This is a genomic window from Microbacterium sp. PM5, assembly GCF_003293595.1.
Lineage (GTDB): Bacteria > Actinomycetota > Actinomycetes > Actinomycetales > Microbacteriaceae > Microbacterium.
Window position 1 is genome coordinate 1,755,462 of the sequence record NZ_CP022162.1, and the last position, 17,981, is coordinate 1,773,442.

General features: G+C 69.0%; 18 protein-coding genes. 1 reads left to right on the forward strand and 17 read right to left on the reverse strand.

Going from position 1 to position 17,981, the window contains the following annotated elements; genetic code table 11:
* Positions 1-43 precede the first annotated feature (43 nt).
* Together CEP17_RS08510 and CEP17_RS08515 are read right to left on the reverse strand one after the other, a co-directional pair.
* The gene (locus CEP17_RS08510) at positions 44-1,348 is read right to left on the reverse strand and encodes an HNH endonuclease signature motif containing protein (protein ID WP_239498477.1); all 1,305 of its coding nucleotides are present in this window, start codon (positions 1,346-1,348) and stop codon (positions 44-46) included.
* A gap of 73 nt (positions 1,349-1,421) precedes the next feature.
* Positions 1,422-1,832 (reverse strand): GNAT family N-acetyltransferase, encoded by a 411-nt coding sequence (locus tag CEP17_RS08515; RefSeq protein WP_036319721.1) that lies wholly within the window; start codon positions 1,830-1,832, stop codon positions 1,422-1,424.
* A 73-nt stretch (positions 1,833-1,905) separates the two neighbouring features.
* On the opposite strand from CEP17_RS08515, the gene CEP17_RS08520 reads away from it, so the two are divergent.
* A complete protein-coding gene (locus tag CEP17_RS08520) occupies positions 1,906-2,451 on the forward strand; it encodes a ribonuclease H (RefSeq protein ID WP_112931948.1) in 546 nt (181 codons plus the stop codon).
* On the opposite strand, the gene CEP17_RS08525 is transcribed toward CEP17_RS08520, so the two are convergent.
* The 15 genes from CEP17_RS08525 to CEP17_RS08595 all read right to left on the reverse strand — a co-directional run bounded on the left by CEP17_RS08525 (position 2,448) and on the right by CEP17_RS08595 (position 17,934).
* Positions 2,448-2,810 (reverse strand): VOC family protein, encoded by a 363-nt coding sequence (locus CEP17_RS08525; RefSeq protein ID WP_036319711.1) that lies wholly within the window; start codon positions 2,808-2,810, stop codon positions 2,448-2,450. The two genes, CEP17_RS08520 and CEP17_RS08525, sit on opposite strands and share 4 nt — an antisense overlap.
* A gap of 56 nt (positions 2,811-2,866) precedes the next feature.
* Positions 2,867-3,361: an NUDIX domain-containing protein gene (locus tag CEP17_RS08530; RefSeq protein ID WP_112931949.1), complete on the reverse strand. Its 495-nt coding sequence runs from the start codon at positions 3,359-3,361 to the stop codon at positions 2,867-2,869.
* Positions 3,362-3,392: 31 nt separating this feature from the next.
* Positions 3,393-4,406 (reverse strand): aldo/keto reductase family protein, encoded by a 1,014-nt coding sequence (locus CEP17_RS08535; protein WP_036319715.1) that lies wholly within the window; start codon positions 4,404-4,406, stop codon positions 3,393-3,395.
* A 62-nt stretch (positions 4,407-4,468) separates the two neighbouring features.
* The gene (gene rlmN, locus CEP17_RS08540; protein WP_112931950.1) at positions 4,469-5,701 is read right to left on the reverse strand and encodes a 23S rRNA (adenine(2503)-C(2))-methyltransferase RlmN; all 1,233 of its coding nucleotides are present in this window, start codon (positions 5,699-5,701) and stop codon (positions 4,469-4,471) included.
* Positions 5,698-6,699: a glycosyl hydrolase family 32 gene (locus CEP17_RS08545; RefSeq protein ID WP_112931951.1), complete on the reverse strand. Its 1,002-nt coding sequence runs from the start codon at positions 6,697-6,699 to the stop codon at positions 5,698-5,700. Before CEP17_RS08545 ends, rlmN begins: the two co-directional genes overlap by 4 nt.
* Before the next feature lie 6 nt (positions 6,700-6,705).
* Complete coding sequence (locus tag CEP17_RS08550; protein ID WP_231860968.1) at positions 6,706-7,551, reverse strand: carbohydrate ABC transporter permease; 846 nt, start codon at positions 7,549-7,551, stop codon at positions 6,706-6,708.
* A gap of 117 nt (positions 7,552-7,668) precedes the next feature.
* Positions 7,669-8,610, reverse strand: a complete 942-nt coding sequence (locus CEP17_RS08555) for a sugar ABC transporter permease (RefSeq protein WP_112931953.1) — start codon at positions 8,608-8,610, stop codon at positions 7,669-7,671.
* Between the two features lie 64 nt (positions 8,611-8,674).
* Entirely contained in the window at positions 8,675-9,970 is a 1,296-nt protein-coding gene (locus tag CEP17_RS08560) for an extracellular solute-binding protein (RefSeq protein WP_112931954.1), read from the reverse strand.
* A gap of 37 nt (positions 9,971-10,007) precedes the next feature.
* Positions 10,008-11,108, reverse strand: a complete 1,101-nt coding sequence (locus tag CEP17_RS08565; RefSeq protein ID WP_112931955.1) for a LacI family DNA-binding transcriptional regulator — start codon at positions 11,106-11,108, stop codon at positions 10,008-10,010.
* A 94-nt stretch (positions 11,109-11,202) separates the two neighbouring features.
* Positions 11,203-12,813, reverse strand: a complete 1,611-nt coding sequence (locus CEP17_RS08570; protein WP_204359818.1) for an ABC transporter ATP-binding protein — start codon at positions 12,811-12,813, stop codon at positions 11,203-11,205.
* Positions 12,810-13,325, reverse strand: coding sequence for a transcriptional regulator (locus CEP17_RS08575; RefSeq protein WP_112931956.1), 516 nt, complete (start codon positions 13,323-13,325; stop codon positions 12,810-12,812). The genes CEP17_RS08570 and CEP17_RS08575 overlap by 4 nt, the downstream gene beginning before the upstream one ends.
* Positions 13,322-14,767 carry a serine hydrolase domain-containing protein gene (locus CEP17_RS08580; protein WP_112931957.1) on the reverse strand — a complete coding sequence of 482 codons (1,446 nt, stop codon included), beginning with the start codon at positions 14,765-14,767 and terminating at the stop codon, positions 13,322-13,324. The genes CEP17_RS08575 and CEP17_RS08580 overlap by 4 nt, the downstream gene beginning before the upstream one ends.
* Entirely contained in the window at positions 14,764-15,654 is an 891-nt protein-coding gene (locus CEP17_RS08585; RefSeq protein WP_036321581.1) for an ABC transporter permease, read from the reverse strand. The genes CEP17_RS08580 and CEP17_RS08585 overlap by 4 nt, the downstream gene beginning before the upstream one ends.
* A complete protein-coding gene (locus CEP17_RS08590; protein ID WP_239498478.1) occupies positions 15,647-16,579 on the reverse strand; it encodes an ABC transporter permease in 933 nt (310 codons plus the stop codon). Before CEP17_RS08590 ends, CEP17_RS08585 begins: the two co-directional genes overlap by 8 nt.
* The gene (locus tag CEP17_RS08595) at positions 16,576-17,934 is read right to left on the reverse strand and encodes a M14 family zinc carboxypeptidase (RefSeq protein ID WP_112931958.1); all 1,359 of its coding nucleotides are present in this window, start codon (positions 17,932-17,934) and stop codon (positions 16,576-16,578) included. Before CEP17_RS08595 ends, CEP17_RS08590 begins: the two co-directional genes overlap by 4 nt.
* Positions 17,935-17,981 lie beyond the last annotated feature (47 nt).

The window sequence follows — 17,981 nt, forward strand, 5'->3', positions numbered from 1 at the left end:
CATTCTCTCTCGGCCCACGACCTCCGCCGGAGCCGAGCACGCGTCAGTGGGTGAAGACGGGGAGGGTGCGTTCGGGCGCGACCACGTACCGGCGTCCGTAGGGGGAGATCCATTCGAGCGATCCGGAAGAGGTGCCCTCGCTGAGTTGGCGCACCTGCCAGCCACCGTGGTGTTTGACGGTGTGGTGTCCGCGACACAGTGGGGCGAGGTTGGTCAGCGCGGTATGGCCGCCGTGTTCCCAGGCGAGGGTGTGGTCGAGGTCGCATCGGTCGGCGGGCATTCCGCAGCCAGGTGCCATGCACCGCGCCGCGCGCCAGCGGGCGAGCTGCTGCAGCGCGGGTGGGGGCCGGTAGCGTTCTCGCCCGACGGAGACGACGGCGCCGGTGTCGGGGTGGGTGAGGATCCGCATCCACCCGTCTCCCCCGCCGCACAGCTCGCGGGCTCTGTCGATCGGGATCGGCCCGACACCGTCGACGACGGCGACCCCGCAGTTCAGAGCATCGGTGGATGCGTCGAGGAGGGCAAGGGCGGGAACGGTGACGACGACGGTGGCTCGGATGCCGCGGGCGGCGTCCGGGTGAGCGGTGCAGGTGCCGTCGATCAGCAGGTCGCCGAACACGTCTGCGCGCGCCTGCTCCAGCGTGCGCTCATCGCCGTCAGCAGCAGTCACCGCCTTCGCGATCGCGGTGAGCCGTCCGTGGATGGCGTGGGCTTCCACCGCCGGGAGGTAGGCGTTCAGCCATGCCATCCCGTCGTCCGCCGGTTCCACGAACACCCGCCGCTCGTCCAGCGCCCGCTCGTGCCGCTCCGGGAGGCTCTCCACACGGGTCTGGTCGATCAGCGCCCGCAGCCGGCGACGGAATGTGCCGACCGGTTCCGCCTCCGCGAGGACGAGCGCCCGCGGAAAGACCGCGTCGCGCTCGGTCGCGGCGAGCGGGTCGAGCAGTTCGACCAACACGTGCACGTGCCGTTCCGTCACCCGCGCCGCCCCCAACGCGGCCAGCGCGGCGGGGTAGCGGGTCTCGAGCGCCTGCGCCTCGGCGATCAGCATCCCGGCGGCATGCTCCGTGACCCGCAGCGCCGCCGCGAGTTCCAACCGGATCGCCCGCTCGGCCACATCGATGAGGCCCCGACCGCGACCAGCAGCGTCTGCGAGAGCTTCTCGCCGGTACGTGGCGACCCGTCGGTAGCGTTCCGCGGCGAAAACGGCGACCATCGCATCCGCATCACAGACCAGGTCCACCGCATCGGGCGGAACCCAGCCCGGATCGCACGGAAACGCATCGTCTTCGACGGCATCCCACCCGCCCGGAACATCCGGGGAGGAACTACCGTCGACGACCTTCATAGCCCCGACGCTACCGGCAACCTCCGACATTCCTCGTCGGAGAGGCACCGAAAACCGCAGTTCAGGAGGAGATTCAGCCTCCCAGGACCATCATCCGCTCGGGATTCGGCAGCGGCACGAACCCGACCTTCTCGTACACGCCGTGGGCGTCGGCGGTCGCGAGCATGGTCCGCTTCAGTCCCCACGGCCGAACCGCGGCCGCGATCGTCTCGGCGAGCAGCGTTCCGACACCCGCGCCGCGTGCGGACGGCGTGACGAACACGTCGCACACCCACGCGAACGTCGCAGCATCGGTGACGACGCGCGCGTAGCCGACGAGTATGCCGTCGGCATCCAACGCCCCGAAGTTCAGCGACGCCCGGGCGGCGCGTTCGACGAGCTCACGGCTGCGCCCGAGCGCCCAATACGCCTCCTCGGAGAGCCAGCGGTGCACGAGGTCCAGGTCGATCTCGTCCAGCTCTGTCGTCACGCGCACACCGGTCATGTCGTCAGCATACGAGAGGAGCCCGGACGCACCCGCGGCATCCGCCGCCTGCCCCATCGAGTACCGTCGAACGGTGACTTCCGCGACCGATCCGACCGACACCTACACCGTGGCCACCGACGGCGCCTGCAAGGGCAACCCGGGACCGACCGGTTGGGCATGGGTCGGCGAAGACGGACACTGGGCGGCGGGCGCGATCCCGGTGGGCACGAACAACATCGGCGAGCTCATGGGGCTGCTGAAGGCGATCGAGGACCACGCGGACGTCGCACATCTCGTCGTGCAGGCCGACTCGAAGTACGCGATCGACACGTACTCCTCGTGGATGGATGCCCACCGCCGCCGCGGCTGGAAGACCTCCACCGGAGCACCCACCAAGAACCGCGACCTGCTCGAACAGCTCATCGCCGCTCGCGACGCGCGGCGAGCGGCCGGTCTTCCCGACGTCGTGCTCGAGCACGTCCGCGGGCACCGCGGACACGTCCTGAACGAATGGGCCGACGAACGCGCCGTCCGCGGCGCCGAGCACGCCGCGAAGGGCACTGCGAGTGCGTGGTCGTCGTTGGGCGGCCTGCACCCTCAGCTCGACGTGTCCGCAGCACCGAAGAAGAAGCGCTAGTCCTGGGTCGTCCCCTCGAACAGGCCGATGTGGTTGCCGTCGGGGTCGACGATCACTGCCCACCAGCTCTTCGCCGTGATCGGCTGCTTGCCCATGGCGACCGTCGCCCCGGCGGCCTCGGCCTTGGCGATGGTGTCGTCGATCGAATCGACCTCGACGTACGAACGCGGCTGGGTGAACCCCTCGCTGCGCGGGGCGAGTCCGCCGCCGCTGATGCCGTTGGGGGCCGACCACATCGGGTAGCCCTCGAAGCCGGGCGGCTCCGCGATCTGCCAGCCGAACAGCTCGGAGTAGAACGCCGCCGCCGTCGCCACGTCCGCGACCGGGATGTCGATGTGCGTGATGTCGCCGTGTGCCATGAGGGCCCCCTTCGTCGCGCACAGTCTTCGCCACCGGGGGTGCGCCCGCAAGAGGGTCACATCTTGCGCGTCAACCGTTCACACGCGTCCAGCGCCGGCCGCTGCCCGGCGACCAGTCGGGGGCGGGCTTCTGCGAGCGGCATCCAGGCCACGCGGTCGATCTCGGGAAAGCTCTGACGGCGTCCCGACCGCGGCGGCCACTCCATCTCGAACGCGCCGAACACGAGCGCGGCGCGGTCGGCATCGGAGGCGAGGAATCCCGTGCCGTCGCCACAGAACACCGTGACGGACTTCGCCCCCGAAGAGTACGCGAAGGTGCCGAGCTCGACATACGGGACATCCGGCGGATCGACACCGAGTTCTTCGCGGAACTCGCGCGCGGCGGCATCCCTCGCCGACTCCGACCGCGGGTCGAACTCGCCCTTGGGGATCGACCAGGCCCCCTCGTCCTTGCGCGCCCAGAACGGACCGCCCATATGTGCGACGAGCGCCGACACCGTGCCGTCCGGATCGGTCCGGTACAGCAGGATGCCGGCGCTCGTCGTGACCATCGTCAGACGACGTCTCTCATCGTGAGAGCGCTCAGAGCGGACGAGAGGCAGGCGAGACCGTGTAGGTCTCTTCGGGGTCGGTGACCGCGGCGGGGGCGAGGGCCTCATCGATCGCCGACATCACCTCGGCATCGAGGACGACGCCGGACGCCTTGACCGAGTCCTCGAGCTGCTCGGGGCGCGAGGCGCCCACGAGTGCCGCCGAGACGTTCGGGTTCTGCAGCACCCACGCGATCGCCAGCTGCGGCATGGTGAGGCCCGCCTGCTCGGCGATCGGCTTGAGCTTCTGCACGGCGGCGAGCGTGTCGTCCTGCAGGAAGCGCTTGATGAAGTTCGCCCCGCTCTTCTCGTCGGTCGCCCGCGAGCCCTCGGGAACGGGCTGACCGGGCAGGTACTTGCCGCTGAGCACGCCCTGCGCCATCGGCGACCAGACGATCTGCGAGATGCCGAGCTCCTCGGAGGTCGGCACGACCTTGCCCTCGATGACGCGCCAGAGCGCCGAGTACTGCGGCTGGTTGCTCACGAGCTGGAAGTTCAGCTCCTTGGCGAGTGCGGCGCCCTCGCGCAGCTGCTCGGCCGTCCACTCGCTGACGCCGATGTAGAGGGCCTTGCCCTGGCGCACGATGTCGGCGAACGCCTGCATCGTCTCCTCGAGCGGGGTCTCGTAGTCGAAGCGGTGCGCCTGGTACAGGTCGACGTAGTCGACGTTCAGCCGGCGGAGCGAGCCGTGGATGCCGTCGAAGAGGTGCTTGCGCGACAGACCCTGGTCGTTCGGACCCTTCTTGCCGATCGGCCAGTAGACCTTCGTGAAGACCTCGTAGTCGGTGCGCTCGAGGCCCTTCAGTGCGTCGGCCAACACGACCTCCGCGGCGGTGTTGGCGTAGGCATCCGCGGTATCGAACGACGTGATGCCGAGATCGAGTGCCTTGTGCACGGTGGCGATGGCGGCGTCGTTCTCCACCTGGGAGGCGTGGGTCACCCAGTTGCCGTAGGTGATCTCCGAAACCTTGAAGCCGCTGTTGCCGAGATAGCGATAGTTGACCATGACTCCACGCTACTGCCGCCGCCGATGCACGGGGCCAGCCTTGACAGGACGCGTCGACGGGTTCAGTCGACGGGCACGGATGCCGCGACCGCGCGGTCTTCCTCGGTGGCGACGAGCTGGCCGCACGCGCCGTCGATCTCCTTGCCGCGGGTGTCGCGGAGGGTCGTCGGAATGCCGGCTTCGTTGAGGCGGCGCACGAACTCGCGCTGCACCTCCTTCTCGGAGGCCGTCCACACCGACCCCGGCGTCGGGTTCAGCGGAATCGGGTTCACGTGCACCCAGCCGCGGCCGCGGTCGTTGAGCTTCGTCGCGAGCAGATCGGCGCGCCACGCGTGGTCGTTCATGTCCTTGATCAGGGCGTACTCGATCGACACGCGGCGGCCGGTCTTCTCGAAGTAGCCGCGCGCGGCATCCAGCGCCTCGTCGACCTTCCAGCGCGAGTTGATCGGGATCATCTCGTCGCGCAGCTGGTCGTCGGGAGCGTGGAGGGACAGCGCGAAGGTCACCGGGATGTCCTCGGCGGCGAGTTTGTTGATCGCCGGCACGAGGCCCACGGTCGACACCGTCACGCCGCGCGCGCTCATCCCCAGGCCGTGATCCTTGTCGACCATCGTGCGGACGGCCTGCATCACCCGGTTGTAGTTGGCGAGGGGCTCCCCCATCCCCATGAAGACGATGTTGGTGACGCGCTCGTCGGCGTGCTCGGCGGGGCCCAGCTCACCGGCACGGATCGCCGCGTTCGCGCGGACGACCTGCTCGATGATCTCCGCCGCCGACATGTTGCGGGTGAGCCCCGCCTGACCGGTCGCGCAGAACGGACAGTTCATGCCGCACCCCGCTTGCGACGACACGCACAGCGTGATGCGACCGGGGTAGCGCATGAGCACCGATTCGACGAGCGCCCCGTCGTGCAGCTTCCAGAGGAACTTGATCGTGTCGCCGCGGTCGGTCTCCAGCCGTCGCACCTCGGTGAGCAGGTGGGGCAGCAGGCCCGCGACGAGCTCCTCCCGGCCGGATGCCGGGAGGTCGGTCATCGCGGCGGGATCCGACGTGTAGTGCTGGAAGTAGTGCTTCTCGACCTGCTTCGCCCGGAACCCCGGCAGCCCCAGCTCCTTGACCTTCTCGACGCGCTGCTCGGGCGTCAGGTCGGCGAGGTGCACGGGCGGCATCCCCCGTTTGGGTGCGGCGAACTGCAGCAGGGGCTTGCCGTCGGTGTCGAGCCGCTGGGTCCAGCCTTCCGCGCGCGGGCGCACCTGACGGGGACGGGTGGTGCGCACGGGGCTGGACTCGGTCATGACTCCAGGGTACCGAGGCCACCTGGATGAGCGGCGGGCGGACGCATCGTCGATTCCCGCACGGTGAGGCGACCATCGACCCAGCCGATGGGAAGAGGGTCGGTGATGCCGCCCACGAACGCACCGTGCTCGTCGAGGTTGTGGAAAGCGAACAGCAGCCACTGGCCGTCGTCGCGCCGTCGGAGCAGCCGCCCGACGTAGAGGCTCGCGTCGGTGAGGGGGTAGGCCTCCTCGACCTCGAACGGCCCGAGCACGCTCGCCGCGGGAACCGCCCACGTCCCGCCGCGTTCGGCGGCGCGGGCCGGCATCGCGTGCTCCGCCAGGCAGGAGAACAGCAGCACGGGCCGCCCGTCGACGACCTCGACCTGCATGACCTCGAGCTGTCCGAAGCCCCGCTCGCTGGGCGCCGACAGCGGCGGTCGCAGCTCCCACGTCTTCAGGTCGGGCGACCAGGCGTGGCCGATGACGCCGCGGCCGAAGGCCGGACCCTCGGGGGCACGGGCGGTCACCAGCATGTGCCAGCCGTCGCCATCGGGGTCGGCGAACACCCAGGGGTCGCGGAACGCCTCGTCGTGCCAGTCACCGTCGGCGAGCGTCTCGTACCAGGGGCCGGATGCCGACAGCAGCGGCCCCGGCACCTTCGTCCACACCATGAGGTTTGGCGAGGTCGCGCAGCCGATCCGCTGGATGTTCTTGCCATCGGGAGCCAGCGACGACCCGGTGTAGAAGAGGTACCAGAGCCCGTCGCCGCCGCGGACGGTCGAGCCGGTCCAGGTCGCGAGGTCGTCGAAGCTGCCCGCCTCGCCGCGGACGATGGCGTCGGCGACCGGCGTCCACGTGATGAGGTCGTCGGACACGGCGTGGCCGACCGAGGCCCGGTAGTGGCGCGCGTCCGGGTCGTGCAGGGCGCGCGAGGCATAGAGGAAGAAGAGGTGGTAGGTCTCACCGTCGTCGGCGAACCAGTAGTCCCAGACCCAGGAGGAGGAGAGGTCGAACATGTGCGCTTAGCCCTTCACTCCGCTGGCCGCGATGCTGCTGACGAACGCGCGCTGGAAGACGAGGAACACGATGAGGACGGGGAGCGTGATCAGCGAGGTGTAGGCCATGACCTCTCCCCACGCCGTGTTCAGTTGGAAGAAGTACTGCATCCCGACCATCACGGGCCGCAGGCCCTCCTTCTGCACCACCATGAGCGGCCACAGGTACTGGTTCCACGCGGGAAGGAACGTGAGGATCGCGACGGTCGCGAACGCCGGCCCCGACAGCGGCACGATGATGCGGCGGTAGACGGTGAACCAGCTGGCGCCGTCGATGCGCGCCGCCTCATCGAGCGAGGCCGGGATCGTCGAGAAGTACTGCGCGAACAGGAAGATCGAGAACGCGTTGGCGATGAACGGCACGATCTGCACCTGGTAGGTGTTCAGCCAGCCGAAGTCGTACTTCAGCACGCCGCCTTCCATCACCAGAGTCGGCAGGTGGGACACCCAGTAGACCATCGGCACGGCGATCGTCTCGAACGGCACGATGAGGGTCGCGATGATCAGCGCCATCACGACGAGGCGCCCCTTCCACCTCAGTCGCGACAGGGCGAAGCCGGCCATCGAGTTGACGATGAGCCCCAGTCCCACGGTCAGCACAGTGACCAGCACCGAGTTGAACATGAACTGGGCGACGGGAACGCGGTCGAAGACGCCGAAGTAGTTGTCGAGGCTGATGTCGCCGACGGGGAGGAAGGCCGCCGGTGAGTTGACGTCGCGCAGGATCTGCGCGTCGGGCTTGAGGCTCGAGACGAACATGAAGACGAGCGGGAAGAGGAAGAGCACGCCGAAGCCGCTCATCACGACGTACATGAGGATCTTCCCGATGCGCCGACGACGGCGCTCGCTCGCGTCTTTGCGCACGGGGCGCGGCGCGGATGCCGGGGCGGACGCCGGAGCCGGGGCGGGGGTGACAGTGGCGGTCATGACTCAGTCCTTGTCTCGCGTGAGCCGGCGCTGGATGAGCGCGATGATCAGTACCGCGACGAAGAAGATCAGCGAGATCGCCGCGGCGTATCCGATCTCCTGCTGCTGGTAGCCCTTGCGCACGGCGTGGTAGACGATCGTCGAGGTCGAGCCGGTCGGCCCGCCCTGCGTCATGACGTCCACCTGCACGAACAGTCCGAGCGCGGCGATCGTGATCGTGACGAGGACGAACACCATGGTGGGACGCAGGCCCGGCCAGGTGACGCTCGTGAACTGGCGCCAGGGGCTCGCGCCGTCCATCTTCGCGGCCTCGTAGAGCTCCTCGGGAATCGTCTGCAGCCCCGAGAGCCAGATGATCATGTGGAAGCCGACCGCCTGCCAGATCGACAGCACGATGATCGCGGGCAGTGCGGTCGCCGGATTGTTCAGCCAGTCCACGCTCTGCCATGCGCCGAAGGTGAGCGTGTCGATGAACGAGTTGATGAGCCCGTCCTTCTGGTACATGAACTTCCAGAGGATCGACACGACGACGATCGAGGTCACGACGGGGATGAAGAAGATCACGCGGAACGCGGTGACCCCCCGCATCCGGCGGTTGACCAGCACCGCCAGCAGCAGGCCGAGACCGGCCTGCACCGGCACCACGACGAGCGCGAACAGGAAGGTGTTCCAGGCCGACTGCAGGAACATCGGGTCGGCGCCGAAGGCACGAGCGAAGTTGTCCAGGCCGACGAAGCGCGGCGGGTTCGGCGAGATGAGGCGTGCGTTCGTGAACGAGAGCCCGAACGCGAGCAGCACGGGGATGACGAGGAACAGGACGAGGAGGATGCCGGCCGGGGCGATCATCGCCAGGCCGGCCCACGTCTCGCGTCCGCGGATGGAGCGGAAGCGGCTCAGGGCGCGCCGCGGCTTCTCGGCCACGGCCGTGGCAGGGGTGACAGTCATGGTGACTCTTTCGAGGTCGTCGAGCGGAGCGGGTGGGACGTGTGAGCGCCCCACCCGCTCAGGCTCACTTCTTGAAGCCGTACCCGTCGTTGGACGAGATGTTGGCGTCGATCTCGCTGACGGCCTGGTCGAGCGAGCTCTTGACGTCGGCGCCGTTCATGATGTCTTTCGCCGCAGTCTCGAACGTGGTCGAGATGACGGCATAGGCCGGCGTCTCCGGGCGCAGAACGGCGAACTTCTGCGAGAGCTCGACGAACGGACGCAGGACGCCCTTGTCGTTGAAGTACTTCGACGCCTGCGCGGCGGAGTCGGTCGCGGGAATGACGATCTGCTGGTCGGCGAACTGGGTGATGTACTTGTCCTGGAAGCTGAACTCGAGGTACTTGCGCGCGCCGTCGGCGTCGTTGCATCCCTTGGAGATGGCCCACTGCCAGGATCCGCCGCCGATCTTCGGGCCGGTGCCGAGGTCCGGCGGAGGCAGGATCGCGAGGTCGTCGCCGACGGCGTCGACCGACGCGAGCGCGTTCCACACGCCCGTGTAGCTGAGAGCCACCTTGTTGTCGACGAACTCCTGGTTGCCGACCGTGCCGTTCGCGTTGGCGTAGCCGTCCTTGAACAGGTTCTGGAACCACGTACCCCACGCCACCGCGTCGCTGCCGTTGAGCGCGCCGTCGGCGGTGAGCATGGTGGAGCGGTCGATGAGATCGCCGCCGAAGCTCTGCAGGAACGGCGAGTACGCGTAGGGCCACCACTCGCCCTTGTCCTCAGCGCCGATGTCGATCGGGGTGTCGTAGCCGGCGGCCTTCAACGTCGCCAGGACCGCGCCGAATTCGTCCTTCGTCCACGGCTTGTCGACGGTCGGGATGCGGATGCCGTTCTTCTCCAGCACCGACTTCCGGGCGAAAATCGACAGCGCGGCATCCCAGTAGCCGGCGGAGTAGATCTGCCCGTCCCACTTTCCGACGGCGGTCGGCAGCAGCGCATCGGTGATCTTCGTGTCGATGCCCAGCGGCTGCAGGTAGCCGGCCCACGCCCAGTTGGGCATGATCGGCCCGTCGAGGTCGAGCAGGCAGGGAAGGTCCCCGGATGCCGCGGCCGCGACGACGGCGTCGTTGTACGCGCCCTGGGGGAAGGACTCCTCGACCACTTCGTACTTGTCCTGCGACGCGTTGAAGTCCGAGATGATCTGCTGATAGACCGCCAATTCGGCGGGGTTTCCGGCCGAATGCGTCCACATCGTCAGCTTGGTACGACCGTCCGCGGTCGTGCTGTCGCCCGTGCCGGCTTGTCCACAGCCGGTCAGCGCCAACACACCGACGAGCCCCGCCGCAGCGAGGAACGACACGGATGTGCGCTTCATTGTGATTTCCTTGTCTCGTGACCGACGCGCGCGCCGGTCACCGGTCGGGGGTCGCCGAAAGCGACCGCTCGGTGTGTTGTGAGGTCCGTCGCCGGTTCTGTTTGGCGACGTGCGCCGGCGGCGGACCCACGGAGTCTCGTCGAATGACGGGACACTCCATCTGGTGGACGGCATCCACTCCCCCCTCACGGATGCCGAGTGCAACCTCCATCGCCCAGCGGCCCATCTCGTAATGGGGCAGGGCGATCGTGGTCAAGGGAGGGTCTTGTTCGGCGGCGATGAACTGCTGGTCGTCGTAGCCGATGATCGAGATGTCTCCCGGAATCTGCAGTCCGCGCGCGTGGATCGCGGTGTACGCACCGGTCGCCATGCGGTCGTTGAAGCAGAAGATCGCCGTGGGGCGATGGTGCTCGGGCAGATCGAGAAGACGGTCGGCGGCCTCGCGACCGCCGCGGTGCGAGGTCTCCCCGTGCACGTGCAGCCGCTCGTCGATCGCGATGCCGGCCTCGGCGAGCACCGCGCGGTAGCCCTGAAGACGGAGGTCGGCGGCGATGGGTCGGGTGGCGTCCTCGGCCGTGTCGATGTAGGCGATGCGGGTGTGACCGGCGGCGACGAGCTCGCGCGTCGCCGCCACCCCGCCCTCGCGGTCGTCGGGGACGACGCTGGGATAGCCGGCGACGCCGTCCTCGGGACGGCAGTCGAGCAGCACGGTGCCCGCGGGCAGGCTGACCTCCGCAGGCACGACGCGATGCCACATCGCGGCGTAGATGAGCGCGTCGACCTGCTGCGCTGTCAGAGCGCGGATGGCGGCGTCCTCCACCTCCGCGTCCGACCCGGTGTCGACGAGGAAGACGAGGTGGTCGTTGGCGCGGGCGACGTCCTGTGCGCCGGCGAGCATGCGCCCCGCGAAGGGTGTCGTCGCGATCTGGTCGGAGATCAGGCCCACCGTCTTGGTGCGCTGTCTGCGCAGCCCGCGCGCGAGAGCGCTGGGCTCGTATCCGACCGCGGTCGCCGCCGCGCGGACGCGGTCGCGCGTCTCCTGCGAGATACGCGACTCGACATCGTTGAGCACGAGGGACACCGTCGTGACCGACACTCCGGCCGCCGCCGCCACATCGGAGATGCGCACCCGTGCCATGTCATCACTTCCTCGTGATAAATCGATTTATCGTCAGGAGTGATTATTGACCTACCGCGGCGCGCACGTCAAGCGCCGGGACGAAAAAGGGTTGTCAGGCGCTGCGGCGTTCGGCCTGTGCGACAGGATCGGGCACCGGCGCCGCCGCGATCAGGGCACGCGTGTACGGATGCCGCGGCTCGCGCAGCACACGGGTGCGCGGACCCTCTTCGACGACGCGCCCGTGCTGCAGGACGACGATGCGATCGCACAGCTCGTCGACGACCGCGAGGTCATGACTGATGAACAGGCAGGCGAACCGGAGGTCGCGCTGCAGATCGCGCAGCAGCTCCAGCACCGTGGCCTGTACCGAGACGTCCAGGGCGCTCGTCGGTTCGTCGGCGATCAGCAGACGCGGGCGTAGCGCGATCGATCGCGCGATCGCGACGCGCTGACGCTGACCTCCCGACAGTTCGTGCGGGTACCTGCGGCGCCACGCGGCCGGAAGACCGACCGCATCCAGGAGCCCGCCCACCCGCGCCTCGAGGGCACCGCCACGAAGACCCGCGTGTACGCGGAGGGGTTCGGCGACGGCCTCGCCGATGGTGCGCCGCGGATCCAGGGCCGCGGTGGAGTTCTGGAAGACGACGCCGACCTGGCGCTTGACCTCCACAGCTCGGCGTCCGCGCGCAGCACGGAGGTCGACGTCGGCGATGCGCACCGTGCCGGACGAGATGGGAGTGAGTCCGAGAGCGCAGCGCCCGATGGTGGACTTTCCCGACCCCGATTCACCCGCGAGCGCGACGATCTCGCCCTCCCGCACCCGGAGCGAGACGTCGTCCACCGCATGCACGGCGTGGCGCCCCCGTCCGTACACGACCGAGAGTCGGTCGACATCGAGGACGATCGCACTGCCGGCCGGGTCCGGGCGTTCGGGCGCTCCCAGACGCGGCACAGCGGCAAGCAGCCGGCGCGTGTAGTCGGCATTCGGTGCGGAGAACAGCTCCCGCACCGCCGCGGACTCCTCGACCATGCCGTCGTGGAGCACCACGACGCGATCGGCGATGTCCGCCACCACGCCCATGTCGTGGGTGATCATGATGATCGCGGTGCCCACGCGCTCCCGCAGGCGGCGGAGCACGTCGAGCACCTCACGCTGGACGGTGACATCCAGTGCCGTCGTCGGCTCGTCCGCGATGAGCACTTCGGGATCGCACGCCAGCGCGATCGCGATCATGACGCGCTGGGCCTGTCCCCCGGACAGCTGGTGCGGGTAGCTCAAGACGCGCTTGTGCGGTTCGGCGATCTCGACCATCTCGAGCAGCTCGATCACCCGGGCGCGACGCTCTGCGCGGGTCATCTCCGGACGGTGCACGATCAGCATCTCTTCGATCTGCGCCCCGACGGAGAACACCGGGTCCAGAGCGCTGCCGGGATCCTGGAAGACGACACCGATACGCGTTCCCCGCACCGCCTCGCGTCGAGCGGGCGCCATCGCGAACAGATCCTCACCGTCGAGCAGCGCCTCGCCGTGGACGACGGCGTTGCGCGGCAGCAGGCCCACGAGCGAGAGTGCGCTGACGCTCTTGCCCGAACCGGACTCGCCGACGAGGGCGAGCACCTCGCCGCGGTCGACCGCGAAGGAGACACCGCGCACCGCTGTGGTCGTCTCGCCGCCGACGACGAAGTCGACGGTGAGATCGCGGACATCGAGCAGCGGCGTCACGGCGCGACGTCCTCGTCGATGTCGGCGTCACGATACGCCTGCCAGTCGGCGAGCATCTTGCGGTGATAGCCCATGAGCCAGATCATGTACCGTCGCGCGTTCTGCAACCGGGTGCGGGGGCCGGAGGCGTCGTCCGGCAGGATGTCGAGACCGTACTCGATCGTCGATGTCACCCGGCGCGCATAATCGCGCTCACCGGCCAGGAAGCTGCCCCAGACGTCTTCCTCCACCCGGAAGTACCGGTTGCGATCGCCGGGCAGCGAGTGCGGCTTCAAGAAGCCCAGGCTGACGAGCGCTCGCGTCGACATGGACACCGCGCCGGCGCTCGCGCCGAGCAGGTCGGCGATCTGAGCGGACGACAGGAACGGCCGGTCGACGATCAGCAGCAGGCCGAGCACCCGGCCGTCCATCCGAGGGTTGCCGGCGGCTCCCCAGGAGAAGGCGAAGTCCTCGACGAACGTACGCGCTTCCTCACTCAACGGCTCCGAGGGCCGGTCGATCTCCTCGCTCACAGCGACATCCTCTCCAACACTGCCCCCGGATCGGGAAGCGCCATGGCCTCGGTGAACACGGCGTGAGGCCACATCGTCATGCCGCTCCACGAGATCGACTCCACCGCACCGTCGGCCGCTCGCGCCACCTCGACCGGTTCGCCGGTGGCACCGAAGCCGTCGCGCCGCGACTGGTGCAGCGTCCCGTCGGCGGCGATCTCGACGCGTTCGGCGCCGCGTGTCGGGTCGTCGGCGACGGGGTGCAGCGCAAACGTCGCACCGCCGAGGTGCGCGATGTCCAGCACGCTCCAGAGGCTCGCGAACCGTTCCTCCGGCAGCTCCGCCCGCTCTTCGTCGTCGGCGTGGCTGAGCGCGAGGTGGATCAGCGCCATCGCTCCGGTGGCGAGAAGATCCGCGGGTCCGTCGATGGCATTCGTGAACACGCTGACGGAGACACCCTCGTCCGGGTCGAGCCAGGTGCGCGTGATGTGTCCGGGATACCCGCCACTGTGGCCCACCAGGCGCCGCCCGCCGAGGGTGTGCAGTTCGAATCCCAGCCCGTAGTCGCGCAACGCGCCGCCGATGTCGATGCGCGAGTGCGGGTGCTGAGCCTGCCGCTTGGCGTCGTCGGAGACGAGACGTTCGTCACCGAGGCGGTGGGCGCTGAGGTAGGCCGTCGTCTCGGCGGCGGTGGAGAACCATCCCGTCGCCGCGGCGAGCGCCCGCGTGTCGACGTGACCGATGACGCGACGCTCGCCGTCTGCGAGACGGGCGGTGTGACCCGCGGCATACTCCGCTTCGCGGGCGGCCTGCCATTCCGAACCCGACCGCTCGAGCCCGAGCGGAGCGCAGATGTGCGCACGGGTGAACTCGTCGTAATCGACGCCGGATGCCGCCTCGACCACAAGACCGAGCAGCCCGTAGGCGATGTTGGAGTACTTGAAGAACTCGTTGCGGGCGAACACGCGTCCCTCCGCGCGGCAGATCTCCACGAGTCGCGCTCGATCGGGGAAGGGCCCCCCGCGCTGCCAGTAGTCGGCATCGCGTCCGTCGCGCACCACGCCGCCCTGGTGAGCGAGCAGTTCCCTCAGCGTCACGGACGCCAGCTCGGTGTCGACGAGCTCGGGAATCCAGCCGGCGATCGTGTCGTCCAGACGGAGGTCGCCGCGGTCGGCCAGCTGCAGCACGGCGGTGGCCGTGAAGGTCTTCGAATGGGACGCGATGCGGAACAGGTGCTCTCCGGTCAGCGCAGCACCGGTCGCGGCGTCGGCGACTCCCCACGCGAAGTCGAGCACGAGCTCGCCGTCCAGACGGATCGCCGCTTGGATGCCGGGAACCTGCCGCTGCGCTCCGGCGAAGGCGAACCAGCGGGCGGCGTACCGTGCGGCATCCTCGACGGCGCGGCGTCGCGCGCTCGCGCGCGGTGCGGCGGCGTCCTCGGGGGCGGAGGCGGTGACGTTCACAGACGACGTCCTTTCGGGTCGAGCGCATCGCGGAGGATGTCGCCGAGGGTGATGAGCGCGAACACCGTCACGCTGAGGAAGAGGGCGGGGAAGAAGAGCATGTGCGGTGAGGTGCCGAAGTACGACTGGGCATTCGCCATCTGCAGTCCCCACGAGATCGACGGGGCCCGCAGACCCACCCCGAGGAAGGTCAGCGTCGACTCGGCGACGATGATGCTGCCGACCATCGTCGAGGTGATCGCGAGCACCGGGCCGAGCGCGTTCGGCACGACGTGGGTGAAGAGGGTCCGTGCGTGAGAGATGCCCATCGCGCGCGCCGCGCTGACGTAGTCCATGCGACGAACGGTGCGCACGGACGTGCGGACGAGCCGGGCGAGGGTCGGCCAGCTGAACGCGGCCAGCACGACGGCCACGATCACAGGGGTGCGCTCTCCCACGCTGTTGAGGACGATGATGGCCCCGAGGATGAACGGGAAACCGAGGAACACGTCGGTCAGCCGGGAGATGATCGTGTCGGCGATGCCCCCGTAGTACGCCGCCAGAGTGCCGACGACCACGGCGACCAGAAGCGCGATCACCGTGGCGGTGAGGCCGATGAACAGCGATGTCCGCGTACCGTGGATGACGTTCGCGTAGACGTCGCACCCCTGCAGGTCGGTGCCGAACACGTGCGCGGAGCTCGGCGGCTTGGCACTGTCACGCAGGTTGCAGGCGCGCGGGTCGGGCTGGCCGAACAGCCCACCGATGGATGCCGGAAGAAGCGAGATCACGGCGAGTGCGGCGAGGATCACGACGCTCAGCCAGAACAGGACGCGCCGGCGCAGACTCGCCCAGACACCTCTGCTGACGGTGATGTGCTCGAGGGCGACGACAGCGGTCTCAGTCATGACGACTCCGGGGGTCCAGCAGCGAGTTGAGCAGATCGACGAGCACGTTCAGCACCAGGAAGATCAGGATCAGCGTCGTCCCGACCCCGACGATCGTCGGCCCTTCGTGCGTGCGGATGGCTCCGAAGAGCAGCTGTCCGATGCCGGGCAGGTTGAAGATGCCCTCCACGACGACGGCGCCGCCGAGGAGGAACCCGAGGTCGATCGCCACGAAGGTGAGCACCGGCGCCACGGAGTTGCGCATGACGTGGAGGCCGACAATGCGGCGGCGCGGCATGCCTTTCGCGCGCAGGGTCCGGACGAAGTCGGACTCCATCGAGTCGACGACACTGCCGCGCATCAGACGGGTGATGGAGGCCAGGCCGAACAGGGCGATGACGAAAGCCGGGAGCAGGTACGACACCGGCCACCCGGCATCCGTTCCCGCGATGGGAAACCAGCCCAGCTGCAGACCGAAGACGAGCTGCGCGCTGACGGCGACCACGAAGACGGGGACCGAGGTGGCGAGGATGGTGCCGAACAGCACCGTGCGGTCGATGGCGCCGTCGCGGCGCAGGCCCGAGATCAGCCCCAACGCGACACCGAGGACGACCTCGATCACCCAAGCGGTGAGGGCGAGCGTGATCGTCACGGGCCACCGCGACGCCATGCGGTCGGCGACCGGCACGCCGCTGAAGGTCGTGCCGAGGTTCCCGGTGAACAGTCCGCCGAGGTAGCGGAGGTACTGCTGCCAGAGGGGCTCGTCTAGGTGAAACTGCTCGCGAAGCTGCGCCACGACGTTGGCCGGCAGCGGCCGGTCTCCCCCCAGCGCCGCGATCGGATCGCCCGGCAGCGCCCAGACGGTCGCGTAGATGATGAAGGTCACCCCCACGACGACGATCAGGAACTCGAGCAGGCGCCCACCGACGCGGCGCGCGGCGATCACTCGGCGTCCTCGGCGACGCGTCGGCGCACGGTGGCGAAGAGAGCGGCCAGCTGCACGCCGACGAGGGCGTTCAGCGGCGCGGGGGCGAGCTGCGCGTGCGGGTCGGCCGCAAGCCAGTCCTCCCAGCGCGCCGTGAGGGCGGTGAGCGCCGCGCGTACCGACGGCGACGCCGTGCCAGCGTGCACCTCTGCAGCCAGCGCTCGCCGCAGGATGCCGCCGAAGCGCAGCCGGAAGGTGCGCACCACCTCCGCGTTGCCGAACACCTCGGCCACCGTGGCCGGCCGGTCGGTCTCGGGGCTGGCGATGCGCACCCGCTCGGCCGCGGCGACGCTGCCCATCCCCGGAGCGAACGCCTCGCTCGCGCGGCGGAACGGCGAGTCGATCGTCATGTCGCCGCGCACGCCGTCCAGGATGCCGGTCATCACGTCGTGCAACTCCTCCAGCGCGGCGGCCTTCGCGGTGAGCACCGCTCGGTATGAGGTGCCGGTGTCGGTCGTGTCGGCGGCATCCGGATGACACCAGTACGGCAGTTCGGCGATCATCGTCGTCGTACCGAATCTCTCCAGGTAATCCGCGGTGCCCGCGCCACCCGCGCGCGGTTCGGCGAGTCCGAGAGCGATGCGCCGGTCGATCTGCTCGCGGGTGAGCGGAGCTCGGAACACCGCATCGGCGAGCAGGTCGAGCCCGGCGATCTCGGGCTCGCCGACGTCGAGGGGAAGCCCGAAACGCGCCGGGATGGCGCTGAGTTCACGGGCGAGCACGGCGTCGGCCTCGTTCGTGTAGAAGTACACGCCGCCGAACTCGCCATTGTGCAGTCCGACGAAGACGTCCGGACGCACGCGATCGAACAGCTCCATCAGTGCCGACGTCTCCGGGATCGGCGCGTCGAAGCCGAACCCGCGGTACGAGAACGGAAACGACCACTCGACCTGCTCGTCGGGGGCCGGGCGGTAGAAGCCGCGATAGTAGTCGTCGCGACGCAGCGGCGCCGCGAACCATCCTTCGTTCAGCCGGGTGCCGTCGGGGTCGATGCAGGGAACGAGGTGCCAGGTCGCGTCGAATCCGAACGTATCGGGGTCGGCGATCAGCACGCGTGCCAGGTGCTGGACAGTGCGAAAGCCGATCGGTTCGTTCGGATGCACGCCCGCTGCCACCACCACGCTGCGCTCCCCGCCGACGATCGTGAAGAGGTGGATCGGATCGCCGAGCCGGGATCGTCCGATGACGGATGCCGTGATGCGATCGGGGTGAGCGCGACTGAGCTCCATCAGGTCGTCGCGCAGCTCGTCGACGGTGGGAAAGCCATCGGCCGGCACACCGCTCGTGGCGAGGTCGGCGAGGGAGGGGAAGGGCATGACGTGCTCTCCTGCACGGTCGGCGGGGTCAGGGGCGGGTGCGGAGC

Coding starts and splice junctions, on each gene's coding strand:
- CEP17_RS08510 (WP_239498477.1), bottom strand. CDS start 1,348: ATGAAGGTCGTCGACGGTAGTTCCTCCCCGGATGTTCCGGGCGGGTGG.
- CEP17_RS08515 (WP_036319721.1), bottom strand. CDS start 1,832: ATGACCGGTGTGCGCGTGACGACAGAGCTGGACGAGATCGACCTGGAC.
- CEP17_RS08525 (WP_036319711.1), bottom strand. CDS start 2,810: ATGGCACACGGCGACATCACGCACATCGACATCCCGGTCGCGGACGTG.
- CEP17_RS08530 (WP_112931949.1), bottom strand. CDS start 3,361: ATGGTCACGACGAGCGCCGGCATCCTGCTGTACCGGACCGATCCGGAC.
- CEP17_RS08535 (WP_036319715.1), bottom strand. CDS start 4,406: ATGGTCAACTATCGCTATCTCGGCAACAGCGGCTTCAAGGTTTCGGAG.
- rlmN (WP_112931950.1), bottom strand. CDS start 5,701: ATGACCGAGTCCAGCCCCGTGCGCACCACCCGTCCCCGTCAGGTGCGC.
- CEP17_RS08545 (WP_112931951.1), bottom strand. CDS start 6,699: ATGTTCGACCTCTCCTCCTCCTGGGTCTGGGACTACTGGTTCGCCGAC.
- CEP17_RS08550 (WP_231860968.1), bottom strand. CDS start 7,551: ATGTACGTCGTGATGAGCGGCTTCGGCGTGCTCTTCCTCTTCCCGCTC.
- CEP17_RS08555 (WP_112931953.1), bottom strand. CDS start 8,610: ATGACTGTCACCCCTGCCACGGCCGTGGCCGAGAAGCCGCGGCGCGCC.
- CEP17_RS08560 (WP_112931954.1), bottom strand. CDS start 9,970: ATGAAGCGCACATCCGTGTCGTTCCTCGCTGCGGCGGGGCTCGTCGGT.
- CEP17_RS08565 (WP_112931955.1), bottom strand. CDS start 11,108: ATGGCACGGGTGCGCATCTCCGATGTGGCGGCGGCGGCCGGAGTGTCG.
- CEP17_RS08585 (WP_036321581.1), bottom strand. CDS start 15,654: ATGACTGAGACCGCTGTCGTCGCCCTCGAGCACATCACCGTCAGCAGA.
- CEP17_RS08595 (WP_112931958.1), bottom strand. CDS start 17,934: ATGCCCTTCCCCTCCCTCGCCGACCTCGCCACGAGCGGTGTGCCGGCC.